Origin of the sequence: Nocardia wallacei (assembly GCF_014466955.1) — a bacterium.
Taxonomy (GTDB): Bacteria; Actinomycetota; Actinomycetes; order Mycobacteriales; family Mycobacteriaceae; genus Nocardia; species Nocardia wallacei.
The window spans coordinates 262,013-274,699 of sequence record NZ_AP023396.1 but is presented as its reverse complement, the minus strand read 5'-3'; the positions used below and the strand labels follow the sequence as shown (position 1 = coordinate 274,699).

Below are 12,687 nucleotides of genomic sequence, written 5' to 3'. Positions count from 1 at the left end.
TCAGGCCGCGCGTACGTGCGACAGCCCCCATTCGCGGGCCAGGAGGCGGTGGGAGGTGAGCCGGTCCTCGTGGCGGTGGGTTACCGAGGTGATCACGAGTTCGTTCGCGCCGGTGAGTTGTTGGAGGGCGGTGAGGCGTCGGGTGACGACGGCGGGGGTGCCGACGAATTGGGTGGTGACGCGGTCGTAGACGAGGCGTTGCTGTTGCTCGGTGAGGGGCTCGGCGGTGTCGGGGTCCTGGTATCGCGCCGCACCGGAGCCGCTGCGGATGCTGTAGACCCAGTGGCCGAAGGTGGAGGCCAGGTGTCGGGCGGTCGCGTCGTCCTCGGCGACCACCACGTCCGCCGACACCACCAGGTACGGCTCGGGGTAGCGGGCCGACGGTCGGAACGAGTTCCGATACGCCGCAACGGTTTCCAGGATCGTGCCGGGCGACACATGATAATTGGCCGCGAACGGCAGCCCCAGACGACCCGCCAGCTGCGCGCTCTCACCGCCGCTGGAGCCGAACAACCAGAGATCCACGTCCGCTCCCTCACCCGGAACCGCTTGCAGCGCAACACCGTCCGCGGTCCGATAGCGCCCCTCGAGCAGGGCGCGGATCTCCTCGACCTGCTCGGTATAGCCGATCGCCTTCGCCCCCGGCAGCAACAGCGCCTGGAACGAGGCCGCCAGCCGCGCGGTATCGAGCTGCTGCCCGGGGATGAACGGCGGCGGAATCACCACACCGTCGCGGACCTGCGTCGGCCGGATGGGCGCGGGCACCGGTTTCACACCGGCGGAACGCAATTGGGCCACCCGATGCGCCGACCGCCCGAGACCGAGATCGAGCCGCCCGGGATACAGCGCGTCGATCGTCCCGAACGCCTCCACCACCGAGGCGGACGTGTGGTGCCCGAGCTGCACCGCCGCCGAGCCGACGCGAATGGTGGTGGTGGCGGCCGCTATCAGCCCGATCAGCGTCGCCGTGGAGGAGCTGGCGACCTGCACGAAATGATGCTCGACCAGCCAGAAGCGCCGGTATCCCCACGATTCCGCGTGCCGAGCCAGATCGACGCTGTTGCGCAGCGCCTGCTGCGGCGTGGACCCGGCGCTGACCGGGGACAGATCCAGGACTGACAGCGGAACGCTCATGACGCCCGTACTCCTTCGCTGCTCTGGTGGGGATGGCGCACACCCAGGTGCTCGCGCAGGGTCGTTCCGGTGTACTCGGTCCGGAAACTGCCGCGCTCCTGCAATTCCGGGACCACCTTGGCGACGAATTCGTCGAGCCCGCCGGGGGTCAGGTGCGGCACGAGGATGAAGCCGTCGGCGGCGTCGCTCTGTACGTAGTGATCGATCTCGGCGGCCACCTCGCTCGGTGAGCCGACGAACTGCTGCCGCGCGGTCACCTCGATGATGAGTTCGCGGATGCTGAGGTTGCCCGCCTCCGCCCGCGCCCGCCAGTCCTCCGCGACCGCACGCGGGTCCTTGGCGTGGCGGACGCGGCCGCGGGTGATGTCCACGTTGTCCACCGGGTCCTCGGCGGGCAGCGGACCGTCGGGGTCGTAGCCGGAAAGGTCACGGCCCCAGACCTGTTCGAGGAAGGCGATGGCGGTTTGCGGTCCGACCTGCTGCGATCGGATGTGGCGGGCCCGCTCCTCGGCGTCGGCGCGGCTGTCGCCGAGTACGAAGGTGGCGGCGGGCAGGATCTTCAGATCGTCGCGGGCGCGGCCGTATTTCGCCAGCCGCGCCTTCATATCGGTGTAGAACCGCTGCCCCTCCTCGAGTTCACCGTGGCGGCTGAAGATGGCGTCGGCCTTCGCGGCCCCGAACTCGCGCCCCTCCTCGGAGTCACCGGCCTGCAGTTGCACCGGGTAACCCTGCGGGCTGCGCGGCAGGACGAAGCGACCCTCGATGTCGAACTGGCTGCTGTCGACGCGCACGCTGGGCGCGGGCCGCGCGAACACACCACGCTCCCGGTCCACCAGCAGCGCGTCGGCCGGCCAGCTGTCCCACAGCGCGCGGGTGGCGTCGATCACCTCGGCGGCGCGGACATACCGTTCGGCGTGCGGGAGATAGCCGCCGCGACGGAAGTTCTCGCCGGTGAACGCGTCGGAGGAGGTGACGGCATTCCAGGCGGCGCGGCCACCGGACAGGTGGTCGAGCGTCGCGAACTGCTTCGCCAGCTCGAACGGCTCGTTGAACGTGGTGTTGATGGTCCCCGCGAGCCCGAGCCGGGTGGTGACCCCGGCCAGGGCGTTGAGCACGGTGAACGTGTCCGGGCGGCCCACGACGTCCAGGTCGAAGATGCGGCCGCGGTGCTCGCGCAGCCGCAGCCCCTCGGCCAGGAAGAAGAAGTCGAACAGGCCGCGCTCGGCGGTGCGGGCCAGGTGCACGAACGAGTCGAACTCGATCTGGCTGTGCGCGTCCGGATCGCTCCAGACCGTGGTGTTGTTGACGCCCGGAAAATGAGCGGCCAAATGAATCTGCTTGCGTACCTTGCTTTTCGACATCCTCGTCCTCAGGAAATGGTCGCGTAGCGGTTGGCCGGGCGGGGCAGGCCGAGGCGCTCACGCAGCGTCGGTGCGATCCGGGGCAATTGCGCGATGAACGCGGACAGCGCGAGTGGGCGCAGCACCACGCCGTCACCCGCGCATTCGGCGCGGACCTGCTCGAACACCGCGCGCACCGAATGCGGAGTGCCGATGTGGCGCAGTGTGTTCGACGGATCGGTCGGCGTCCACACCTCGAGCTGGGCGATGTCGAGGGCGGCTTGGTCGTCGGTCGCGGCTACGTGCACGTCGAGGTCGACCAGCACCCGCACCAGGTTCGGGTCGCGGCCCGCCGCGGCGACGGCGGCCCGCAGCTCCCCGCGTGTCTGTGCCGCCGCGGCGAGGTCGGTGGCCGCGATCCGGATCAGATCGGCGCGGTGTACCGCCACCCGGGTGCTGTGCGGATCGGCGGCGCGCACCGCGACCAGCGGTTGTCCCTGCGGCGAGCGCGGCGTGATCGATGGGCCCTTCACCGCGAAGTTGTCCCCGGCGAAGTCGATGTAGTGCAGCTTGTCGCGGTCGATGAAGCGGCCGGTGGACCGGTCGCGGATCTCGGCGTCGTCCTCCCAGCTGTCCCACAGCCGGGTCACCACCTCGATCGCCTCGTCGGCCTCGTGCCATAGCGACACTTCGTCCTGCTCGCCCTTGCGCCCGAACAACTTCGCCTGCCCGCGCGACACCGTGGCCTCCCAGCCGGCCCGGCCGTAGGTCGCGAAGTCCAGGCTGGCAACGGCTTTCGAGAGGTGGAACGGCTCGGTGTGGGTGACGGGGGCCTGCGGCACCAGACCGATGCGCCGGGTCGCGGCCGCGGCGCGAGCAGCCGTGCCGACCGCCTCCAATCGCCCACTCGCTCCGGCGGATTGCAACGCGAACGAATCGGGCAGGAAGGCGAAGTCGAGCCCCGCGGCGTCGGCCTCGGCTATCGCGTCGACCCAGTAGTCCGCGGTGAACAGACCCTCGGCGCGGGAGTCGGGCCGTCGCCAGGAGGCGGGATGGGTTCCGGTGCCGGACAGTTCGACACCGAGCAGCAGTGGGTTGGGCAGCGGCATTCAGGCCGTCCTTTCGATCGGAGCGGGCCGTGCGGTCGGCTCGCGTACGGCGCCCGGGATCGCGGTCAGCAGGTCGCGGGTGTATTCGTGTCGAGGTGTCGCGAAGATGTCCGAGGTGATGCCCGTCTCGACGATCTCGCCGGCGCGCATGACCGCGACCCGATCGGCGATGCGGCGCACCACGGCCAGGTCGTGGGTGATGAACAGGTAGCTCAGGTCGAGGTCGCGCTGCAGTCGCTCCAGCAGTTCGAGAATCTGCGCCTGCACCGAGACATCCAGTGCCGACACGGGTTCGTCGAACACCACCAGATCCGGGTGCAGGGCCAGGGCGCGGGCGATCGCTACGCGCTGGCGCTGGCCGCCGGAGAGCGCGCCGGGCCGGCGGTTCAGATAGTCGGCGGGCAGCGCGACCTGCTCGAGCAGCTCGGCGACCCGAACGCGCCGGGCGCGCCGGTCACCGATGCCTAAGGCGCGCAACGGTTCCGAGATCGCCTGCGCCACGGTGAGCTTGGGATTCAGTGACGCGTACGGGTTCTGGTACACCACCTGGATGCGGCGGCGCAGTGCGCGCAGCCGTCCGCCGCGCAGACCGCCGATGTCGTGTCCGTCGAAGGTGATCGTCCCGGCGTCTGGTCGGTCGAGGCGGGCGACGATCCGCGCGGTGGTGGTCTTGCCGGAACCGGATTCGCCGACCAGGGCGAGGGTTTCGCCGCGATCCACGTGCAGGGCGACATCGTCCACCGCGGTCAGCGTGGTGCGCGGGCCGACCCGGAACGTGCGGCGTAGTCCCGTGGCGGCCAGCAACGGCCGGCCGGCCGCCGGACGCGGCGGGCGCGTCGCGGCGTCCAGCGCGGGAACGGCGGACAACAACCGGCGCGTGTACTCGTGCCGAGGGGCGGCCGACACCTCTGCGGTATCGCCGATTTCGACTATCTCGCCGCCACGCATCACCGCGATCCGGTCGGCTCGGTCCGCCGCGACGCCGAGGTCGTGGGTGATCAGCAGGACCGCGGTGCCGGACTCGGCGGTGCGCCCGGCCAGGTGGTCGAGGATGCGGCGCTGCACGGTGACGTCCAGCGCGCTGGTCGGCTCGTCGGCGATCACCAGGTCGGGGCCGCAGGCCAGCGCCATGCCGATGAGCACTCGCTGGCGCTGCCCGCCGGACAGGTCCTGGGGGTATTGCCGCGCCCGCAGTTCGGGGCGGTCGAGCCCGGCCTCCTCGAGGATGCGCACCGCCTGCGCCCACCCGGTCCTGCGGGTGGCGCGGCCGTGGATGCGCAGGGTCTCGGCGACCTGATCGCCGATGCGCAGCACGGGATTCAGCGAGGTGCCCGGGTCCTGCGGCACCAAACCGATACGCGCGCCGCGCAATCGGCGCAGGCGGCGCTGCGGGGCGTCGTCGATGCGTTCGCCGTCGAAGTGGATGGTGCCGCCGATGATCGTGCCGCCGTGCAGCAGGCCGATCACCGCGTGCGCGAGAGTCGACTTGCCGGAGCCGGATTCGCCGACCAACGCCACGGTCTCCCCCGGCGAGACCGTGAGCGTCGCCCCGGCGACGGCCGTCGACCGCGTTCCGTCGCCGTAACGCACCCGCAGTTCATCAATGCGCAGCAGCGGCTCCGGTAGCCGCTCCACCGCCGCGCTCACCGGTCACCGTCCCGCGCGATGGTGCGGCCCAGGTGTTGCGCGGACAGCACGACCGCCACGATGACCAGACCGGGCAGGGTCGTCATCCACCAGGAGGTGGCCAGGTAGTTGCGGCCCTCGGAAATGAGCGAGCCCCATTCCGGTGTCGGCGGGGTGGCGCCGTAGCCGAGGAAGCTCAGCGACGAGACCGCCAGCACGGCGACACCGAACTCGACCGCGGCCAACGCCGCCACGGGGGCGTACGCATTGCGCAACACGTGCCGCACCAGCACCACCGGCCACCGCACCCCACTCGCCAGCGCCGCCTCCACGTACTGCGCGCGCCGCACCCGCAGCACCTCGGTCCGCATCACGCGGGCGAAGCGCGCGACCAACGCCACTCCGACCGCGATCGCGACATTGCGGGTCCCGAACCCGAGCACGGTCACCAGTGCCAGCGAGGTGAGCAACTCCGGGATCGACAGCAGCACGTCGACAATCCGCATGATCACCGCGTCCACGGCACCGCCGATCGCCCCGGCTACCAGGCCGACCAGCGTCCCGAACACCAGCCCGATCACCACCGCGAAAACAGTTGCCGTCAACGACAACTCGGCCGCGTGCACCACCCGCGTATAGACGTCCCGGCCCAAATTGTCCGTCCCGAACCAATGCTCCACACTCGGCCCGCGCAACTTCTCCCCCGGCACCCCCACCAGCGGATCACGCCCACTGAACACCCCGGGCGCCACCGCCCACCCCAGCACCACAACCAGCACCAGTCCGGCGAGCACCGCGAACACGTTGTCGCGCAACACCCGCACTACGGACACGGCGCTGGGCGCCGCGACCCGAGGCACCACGCCCGGTCCCACAGCAACCGACTCGCTCACTCCCCCACTCCTGTCTCCACCGCGTTCGGCGCGGGAACCGAGTCCGCCCGATGCGGAGCTTCCGGCTCTCCGTAGGCACGCCCCACCCGCGACGGCCGCGTCGTCACCGCCGCGACGCGCGATCGGGGCGTCTTCCCGGGACGCCCCGGCGGGGCATCCACCTCGTCCCTACGCATGGGACGGCTCCTTTACTCGGAAGGCTTGGGCGACACGGGGGTCCAGCGCCGGGTACACCAGGTCGACGGCGAGGTTGACCAGGACGAAGGCGACGGCGGTGAGCATGACGATGCCCTGAACCACCGGGATGTCCTGGTTCAGCACGGCGGTCTGGGTGAGGCGGCCGAGGCCCGCACGGGAGAAGACGGTTTCGACGATGACCGAACCGGCGAGCACCGTGCCGACCCACACGCCCGCGACGGTGAGAGCGGGAGCGACCGCGGGACGCAGGACGTGGCGCAGCTGGACCCACCAGCGCGAGGCGCCCTTGGCCAGCGCCACTTCCACGAAGGGCTGCCGCCAGGTCTGCGCCAAGCTGGTGTGGAGCACCTGCGCGATGACCGCGCCGACGGGGATCGCCAGCGTCACCGCGGGCAGCAGCGTTCCTTGTAACCCGGTGCCGCCGAAGGCAGGCACCCAGCGCAGCCGGAACGAGAACAGTTGCAACAGCAGCAGTCCCACCCAGAACGTCGGGGCCGACGCGCCTATCGGCGGCAGCGCGGTCAATAGCCCACGCAGCCACCGGCTTTCGGTGTAGGTGGCGGCCAGCGCGAGCGCGGTGCCGAACACCACCGCCAGCGCCAGCGCGAACGAGGCCAGCGCGAGGGTCGTCGGCAGCGCCTCGGCAAGCGCCCCGGTCACCGACTGCCCGGTACTCAGCGACCTGCCCAGATCACCCTGCACGTCGTGGGTGAGCGCCGTCCGATACTGCTGCCACATCGGCTGATCCAGCCCGTACCGCGCCCGCATCTCCGCGATCGCCGCGGGATCGACCGGCGTCCCCGGAGTAGCCCCCGCCGCCAACTCCACCGGATCCCCAGGCAACAGATACAAGACCGCGAACGAAACCGTGAACGCCGCCCACAACACCGCAGCGGCCTGCAACACCCGCACGATCACATACCGCGTCACCCCGACACCCCCACCCACCCACACACAGGCACCCCACCTGCACGCTTCGAGAACCCCGAGCGCCGAGCCACGGCGGTACGCCCTTCGCCCACCCGCTCCGAGAACCGAATGCGCCAACCCACCGGCCTACCGCAATCGTCTGCACGCGCCGCCGACCACACGAGCCGGTTCACCGGGATGCCGTGATGGCCCGCCCGCTCCGCGAACCCCACGCACCGGTCGACCGCCGCACCGTCTGCGCCCGACCACACGGGCCAAACCACCGGCATACCGCCATCACCCGCGATGTTGTGATTGCCCGAATGCTTTGTGGGCCTGATGTATCGGTTCATCGGAGGACCGTTTCGGCGTATCGCTGCGCGCCCAGCTCGCGAGAGGGGATGCGTCGGCGCAGGGCGGGGGCTACCTCCGACTGGAACAGTTCGAGACTTTCTCGGTGCTGCTTGTCGGTGAAGCCGTCACCGTCGGCGGACAGATGGATCACCTCGTGCCCGAACTGCTCGTGGTAGCGCAGCACCTTGTCCAGGACCTGCTGCGGGCTGCCGACCAGCGCCGAGCTGCGCTCCACGAAGTCCTCGACGGTCCGGAAAACGATGGGAAGACCGTGCTTTCGCGCGGTCGCCTGCCGGGCCTCGAAGATCGGCCGGTACCGCTCGAGTGCGTCCTGCGAGTCGCGGGTCACGTGGAAACCGGCCGTGCCCGCGCCGACGAGGGCGTCCGCGGGGTCGTGGCCGTAGGCGGACCAGCGCTCCCGATAGTGCCGCACCAGTTCGGCATACGGCTCGATGGGGTAGGTGACATTGGCCGAGAACAGCGGGTCACCGTGGCGAGCGGCCAGATCCACCGATTCCCGGCTGGTGGCGCTGCCGTGCCAGATGCGCAGGCGCGGTTGCAGCGGGCGCGGCAGCGCCTTGGCCTCGGTCAGCGCGGGCCGGAACCGTCCGCTCCAGGTGACGCTGTCGTGCTCCCACAACTGCCGGAACAGCTCGTACCCTTCGCTATTGCGGTCCCACTGATCTTCGGCGGTGACGTGGAACAACTGTGCCTGCGCGGCCCCGTTGCCCTTGCCGATGATCAGTTCGAGCCGCCCACCGGAGAGATTGTCCAGCGTCGAATAGTCCTCGAAGGCCCGCACCGGATCCAGCAGGCTCAGCGTGGTGACCCCGGTGAACAGCGCGATCCGCGCGGTCACCGCGGCGATGTGGGAAAGCACCACCGGCGGCGCGGAGGAGATGAACGGATCCTCGTGCCGCTCACCGACGGCGAACCCGTCATAACCGAGTTCCGCTGCGAGACGAGCACTGTCGACCACCCGCCGCAAACGCTGCGCCGGAGACTCCGTGGCACCGGTCACCGGATCGGGCTGGTGCGTAATCAATGTCAGCAGAAGGAATTTCATGCCACGCACACCTCGAATTTCGCGACCGTCCCGACCAGCCATCGCCACGGATGCCAGGTCCGCGCGACGGGTAGCGCGTCCTCCTCGTCGGCCGGTACCACGCCGGACGACTCTGCGGCGGCCAGTGTGCTCATGGAATCGCGATCCTCCATCGGCCCTGGCGGTAGCACCCGCACCCGGCGAGCGGGGGGTTGCTGCGGTCTCGTCGAGCCAGGTCTCTCAACCGCTCTGGATGGGTGAAATCGACGGTAAAGCAGCCTGGATCCGGTGTCTGCCCTCCCGATCACCGTGAATCCAACTGTTGGCAACCGGTTTTCCCCAGCGGACCCGGGAATTGCACAAGCGAGGACACCCTTTGTGTACAGTGCTGTTCGCAATACTCTAGTGTGAAAACACAGTTGTTCTGAAGCTGCTAGGAGTTCCGCTCATGAAAGACCTGACCGGCCGGAAGTGCCTGATCACCGGCGCGGCCAGCGGCATCGGCCGGGCCACCGCGCTGGCCGCGGCGCGCAAGGGGGCACAGCTGTTCCTGACCGACATCGCCGAACCCGGACTGCGGGCGACGGCGGAGCTGGTCGAGGCGGCCGGGGGCCGGGTGGCAGCGCTACAGGCGCTCGACGTGTCGGACTACGACGCCGTGACCGCGTGGGCCGAGCGGGTGCACGCCGAGCACGGCAGCCTCGACGTGGTCATGAATATCGCCGGCATCGCCACCTGGGGCACCGTGGAGAATCTCGAGCACCGGCACTGGCGCTCGGTCATCGACGTGAACCTGATGGGGCCCATCCACATCATCGAGAATTTCCTGCCGCCGATGGTGCGGGCCGGGCGCGGTGGTCATCTGGTGAACGTGTCCTCGGCGGCCGGGCTGCTCGCCCTGCCCTGGCACGCCGCCTACAGCGGCAGCAAGTTCGGGCTGCGCGGTATCTCGGAGGTGCTGCGGTTCGATCTGGAGCGGCACGGCATCGGGGTGAGCCTGGTGGTGCCGGGTGCGGTGCGGACGCCGCTGGTGGGCACGGTGCAGATCGTCGGGGTCGACCGCGACGATCCGCGGGTGCGGAAGCTGACCGGCCTGTTCGAGGGACACGCGGCGAGCCCGGAGCACGTGGCCGACCGGATCATCGCGGGCGTCGAGCGCAATCGCTACCTGGTGCACACGTCGTTCGACATCCGCGTGGCGTACTGGTTCGCGCGGAAATTCGCGCTGCCCTACGAGATCGTCATGCGCATCGCGAACCGGCAGTTCAGCAGGCTGCTCGAGGAGCCGGAGCGGTCCTCGGCGGTGGAGTGAGCCGGACGCGCGGACCCCGCTGACGAACCGGATGCCCCGCTTTTGCTTGCGCCGGTGCGGTATTCGTGGCTCAATCCGAGTGGATGTGGCAGTCGTAGCGAGTGGGGACCACCGATGATGACTCGGAATTCGCATCGCTGGGAGCCGACCGGCGAAGCGGACATGGTGGAGCTACAGGATCTGGCCTCGGGCCGGGCCGTGCAGCTCGTGCGCCCCGCGGCCGACGAGCTACCCGGCGAACTGCTCGCCGACACCGAGGAACTGGTGTTCCGGTGGGCGAGCCTGGGCACCCATGCCCAGGCCGAGGCCGAACTCGGCGACCTGCACCCGCCGTCCACGCTGCTGGCGCTGAGCTGGCTGTGCGCGCTGTGGGCGGTGGTCTGCGAGACCCGGCTGGGCAAATCGGCCGGGGACATCATCCGCGATCTGGACTATCGGGGCGGCTGGCGCAAGATCCGCACCGACGAGGAGGCGCACATCTGGAACGGGCTGACCCAGCGGGTGCGGCTCGGCGCGCTCGCGGCGCTGACCGAGGACCCGCGGGCGGTCGAATCCTATTACCGCGCCTGCACCGATCCGCCGGACATCGGGCCGGCTCTGGTGCGGCACACGCTCATTCACCTCGACGCCTTCAGCCAGGACATGCAGCTGCACGACCTGCAGGCCCGGGGGCTGGCGGCGACGCTGGTGGCACATACCGATCCGCTACCGGGCCCGCGCCGCCGCCTGTGTTTCCGCCCGTCCCATCCACTGTGATCCACGCGCGACCGGGATGTCTTGCCCCTCATCGTGTTCCAGGCATCCGCGGCTGCGACGCCCGTCCGGCAGGGCCGGGCGCGTGCGGAATCGTCACAGCGGCGCGACGCCGACGACCACACCGATCCAGTCGAGGTTCACCCAATTCCATGCCCGCTGCGCCGGATCGGCCACGGACACGGACGAAGCGTCGATCAGTTCGCGCCGGAACCGGGGCAGCCGCGGTAGCGTGAAGGTTGAATCGCCCGGGTCAGTGGGCGACACCATTGCGCACCTCTTCCGGATGCAGGCGGCGGAAACGGCTGCCGTGGAAGACCAGCGGGTCGACCTCGGCCCGCGTCGCCAGGCGCCGGACCCGCAGGATGACCACCTGGTGATCGCCGGCGGGAACCTGGGTCTCGATCACACCCTCGAGCCACGCCGAGGCGCCGTCGACGAAGACCGAATGTCCGGCCCCGCGATGCAGTTCCAGGTCCCGGAAGCGGTCGCCGTTCTTGGAGCTGAGCGACCGGGCGGCTCCGTGCTGCTCGGTGCCCAGCAGGCTCAGGCCCAGATAGCTGGCCGCGGACAGCCGAGGCCAGGTGGTGGAGCTGTTCTGCACACAGAACGACACCAGCGGCGGGTCCAGCGACACCGGGACGAAGGTGCTGACCGCCAATCCGTATGGGACACCGCCGATTTCGGCGCACACCGCGACGACGCCACTGGGGAACGCGGCGAAGGCGCGGCGGAGACCGGCGCCGTCGGCGGGAATTTCGTGCAGCTCAGCCATGATTCACCAGCTCGATCTCGACTACGTCGGCCACCGTGCGCGGTCTGCTCATCGTCGCTCCCAGTGTGCGCCTCGAAGGGGCGCCGAGCGCGGTACCCGAGCACCCGGCGCGATCTCCACTACATCACCCCCTATATAGGGAATGCGAGGGTTTCGCTCGCCGGGATCGCATCGCCGGACCGGAACGGGCGACGCCGGTACGCCGCACCCTCCGCCGCGATCCTTCGGTACACGATATACCTTGTGCCGCAGTGCCATTCGGACTCCGACCGGTCCCGCCCGGCACGGCTTCCGGACGGGATCGGCGTCCCCCGGCGCACCGCGCCGGGCCTTCCCACCTACTTCGGAGCCGGTGCGAACGGCTGATTGACGGTGGTGAAGTACTGCGCCGCCGCCAGCACCGCCACGGGGGCCGTGACCAGCAGCTGACCGGCCAGCGTGCCCAGCGCGCCGACGGCGATGATGCCGCCGAGGCAGCCGATCACCGCGGCGGGCAGGAACGCGCCGAAAAGGCCGACGATGGCGGCGGCGGCCACCGTGGCGCCCGCGATGCCGCCCAGCACGCACCCGACGGCGCCGCCCGCGATCCCGCCGACCAGCGTGCCGATCGTGGCGCCCGCGCTGATAGTGGTGGTCAGACGGGTCCAGGCAGCCACTTCTCGGTCGTAGGGCGTCTTGAACGGGGCCAGCTCCTCGAACGGCAGCGCCACCGGCCGGTAGACGGCGTGCGCGAGATCGAATTGCGGGGTGAGCGTCGCGGTGCGGTCCTGGATGTGGGCCGCGATCGGGAAGACGAAATCGTCCACACGGAACGACAACTCGGTCCCGGCGACCGTGCTGCCGTCCGCCGCCTTGACCGTGAACACCCCGTTGTCCACATCGAGCGAACCCGCATCGGTCGAGATGATGGTGGCCGTCTCGGTGGTTCTGGCCTGGTAATTCACGACTCCGTCGGGGTCCGGCGCCGCGTGTGACGTTCCGGTGGCTATGCTTGTTGCCGCTGTCACCATGGTGGCGACAGCGGTGAAGTTCCTCATCTTCACCTGTTTGTTCCTCATCATCAGGCTGCGGCGGATCAGCTGCAGTTCGGGATTCATGGGTGGCGGATTCGCCGGAATGCCGTGGCGGCTCGGGTAACCAGCTGCGGCTGGCGCCAAGTCTCAGCGAGTTCTCAGCGCTTTGTCAGGGCTAAGAACCAGGCAGATTTCAACCGGTGACTTCGCGCCCCGCCGCGGGCAC

At 69.9% G+C, this 12,687-nt stretch carries 13 protein-coding genes and 1 riboswitch; of the genes, 2 read left to right on the top strand and 11 right to left on the bottom strand.

Translation table 11 applies throughout. The annotated features are described in order from the left end of the window. The 8 genes from NWFMUON74_RS01245 to NWFMUON74_RS01210 all read right to left on the bottom strand — a co-directional run bounded on the left by NWFMUON74_RS01245 (position 1) and on the right by NWFMUON74_RS01210 (position 8,763). Positions 1 to 1,134: an LLM class flavin-dependent oxidoreductase gene (locus NWFMUON74_RS01245; protein ID WP_187686188.1), complete on the bottom strand. Its 1,134-nt coding sequence runs from the start codon at positions 1,132 to 1,134 to the stop codon at positions 1 to 3. Next, entirely contained in the window at positions 1,131 to 2,495 is a 1,365-nt protein-coding gene (locus NWFMUON74_RS01240; protein ID WP_187686187.1) for an NtaA/DmoA family FMN-dependent monooxygenase, read from the bottom strand. The genes NWFMUON74_RS01245 and NWFMUON74_RS01240 overlap by 4 nt, the downstream gene beginning before the upstream one ends. Positions 2,496 to 2,503: 8 nt before the next feature. Next, positions 2,504 to 3,583, bottom strand: coding sequence for an LLM class flavin-dependent oxidoreductase (locus NWFMUON74_RS01235; protein WP_187686186.1), 1,080 nt, complete (start codon positions 3,581 to 3,583; stop codon positions 2,504 to 2,506). Then, entirely contained in the window at positions 3,584 to 5,230 is a 1,647-nt protein-coding gene (locus NWFMUON74_RS01230; protein ID WP_187686185.1) for a dipeptide ABC transporter ATP-binding protein, read from the bottom strand. Further along, a complete protein-coding gene (locus tag NWFMUON74_RS01225; RefSeq protein ID WP_425300888.1) occupies positions 5,227 to 6,084 on the bottom strand; it encodes an ABC transporter permease in 858 nt (285 codons plus the stop codon). Before NWFMUON74_RS01225 ends, NWFMUON74_RS01230 begins: the two co-directional genes overlap by 4 nt. A 186-nt stretch (positions 6,085 to 6,270) precedes the next feature. After that, entirely contained in the window at positions 6,271 to 7,230 is a 960-nt protein-coding gene (locus tag NWFMUON74_RS01220) for an ABC transporter permease (protein WP_187686184.1), read from the bottom strand. 328 nt (positions 7,231 to 7,558) lie between these two features. Continuing rightward, positions 7,559 to 8,629 (bottom strand): LLM class flavin-dependent oxidoreductase, encoded by a 1,071-nt coding sequence (locus NWFMUON74_RS01215; RefSeq protein ID WP_187686183.1) that lies wholly within the window; start codon positions 8,627 to 8,629, stop codon positions 7,559 to 7,561. After that, the gene (locus tag NWFMUON74_RS01210; protein ID WP_187686182.1) at positions 8,626 to 8,763 is read right to left on the bottom strand and encodes a hypothetical protein; all 138 of its coding nucleotides are present in this window, start codon (positions 8,761 to 8,763) and stop codon (positions 8,626 to 8,628) included. Before NWFMUON74_RS01210 ends, NWFMUON74_RS01215 begins: the two co-directional genes overlap by 4 nt. An 11-nt stretch (positions 8,764 to 8,774) precedes the next feature. Then, a riboswitch (SAM riboswitch) is annotated at positions 8,775 to 8,868 on the bottom strand. A gap of 188 nt (positions 8,869 to 9,056) precedes the next feature. Here NWFMUON74_RS01210 and NWFMUON74_RS01205 point away from each other — a divergent pair. Then, positions 9,057 to 9,920 carry an SDR family oxidoreductase gene (locus NWFMUON74_RS01205; RefSeq protein WP_187686181.1) on the top strand — a complete coding sequence of 288 codons (864 nt, stop codon included), beginning with the start codon at positions 9,057 to 9,059 and terminating at the stop codon, positions 9,918 to 9,920. A gap of 114 nt (positions 9,921 to 10,034) precedes the next feature. After that, on the top strand, positions 10,035 to 10,676 hold the full coding sequence (locus NWFMUON74_RS01200; RefSeq protein ID WP_187686180.1) for a hypothetical protein: 642 nt from the start codon (positions 10,035 to 10,037) through the stop codon (positions 10,674 to 10,676). A gap of 93 nt (positions 10,677 to 10,769) precedes the next feature. On the opposite strand, the gene NWFMUON74_RS01195 is transcribed toward NWFMUON74_RS01200, so the two are convergent. The 3 genes from NWFMUON74_RS01195 to NWFMUON74_RS01185 form a co-directional block, all read right to left on the bottom strand. Further along, positions 10,770 to 10,943, bottom strand: a complete 174-nt coding sequence (locus NWFMUON74_RS01195) for a hypothetical protein (RefSeq protein ID WP_187686179.1) — start codon at positions 10,941 to 10,943, stop codon at positions 10,770 to 10,772. Next, positions 10,927 to 11,448, bottom strand: a complete 522-nt coding sequence (locus tag NWFMUON74_RS01190; protein ID WP_187686178.1) for a flavin reductase family protein — start codon at positions 11,446 to 11,448, stop codon at positions 10,927 to 10,929. The genes NWFMUON74_RS01195 and NWFMUON74_RS01190 overlap by 17 nt, the downstream gene beginning before the upstream one ends. 338 nt (positions 11,449 to 11,786) lie before the next feature. Next, positions 11,787 to 12,485, bottom strand: coding sequence for a DUF8020 domain-containing protein (locus tag NWFMUON74_RS01185; RefSeq protein WP_187688840.1), 699 nt, complete (start codon positions 12,483 to 12,485; stop codon positions 11,787 to 11,789). Positions 12,486 to 12,687 lie beyond the last annotated feature (202 nt).

Coding starts and splice junctions, on each gene's coding strand:
- NWFMUON74_RS01200 (WP_187686180.1), top strand. CDS start 10,035: ATGATGACTCGGAATTCGCATCGCTGGGAGCCGACCGGCGAAGCGGAC.
- NWFMUON74_RS01205 (WP_187686181.1), top strand. CDS start 9,057: ATGAAAGACCTGACCGGCCGGAAGTGCCTGATCACCGGCGCGGCCAGC.
- NWFMUON74_RS01185 (WP_187688840.1), bottom strand. CDS start 12,485: ATGAGGAACTTCACCGCTGTCGCCACCATGGTGACAGCGGCAACAAGC.
- NWFMUON74_RS01235 (WP_187686186.1), bottom strand. CDS start 3,583: ATGCCGCTGCCCAACCCACTGCTGCTCGGTGTCGAACTGTCCGGCACC.
- NWFMUON74_RS01240 (WP_187686187.1), bottom strand. CDS start 2,495: ATGTCGAAAAGCAAGGTACGCAAGCAGATTCATTTGGCCGCTCATTTT.
- NWFMUON74_RS01195 (WP_187686179.1), bottom strand. CDS start 10,943: ATGGTGTCGCCCACTGACCCGGGCGATTCAACCTTCACGCTACCGCGG.
- NWFMUON74_RS01215 (WP_187686183.1), bottom strand. CDS start 8,629: ATGAAATTCCTTCTGCTGACATTGATTACGCACCAGCCCGATCCGGTG.
- NWFMUON74_RS01210 (WP_187686182.1), bottom strand. CDS start 8,763: ATGAGCACACTGGCCGCCGCAGAGTCGTCCGGCGTGGTACCGGCCGAC.
- NWFMUON74_RS01190 (WP_187686178.1), bottom strand. CDS start 11,448: ATGGCTGAGCTGCACGAAATTCCCGCCGACGGCGCCGGTCTCCGCCGC.
- NWFMUON74_RS01245 (WP_187686188.1), bottom strand. CDS start 1,134: ATGAGCGTTCCGCTGTCAGTCCTGGATCTGTCCCCGGTCAGCGCCGGG.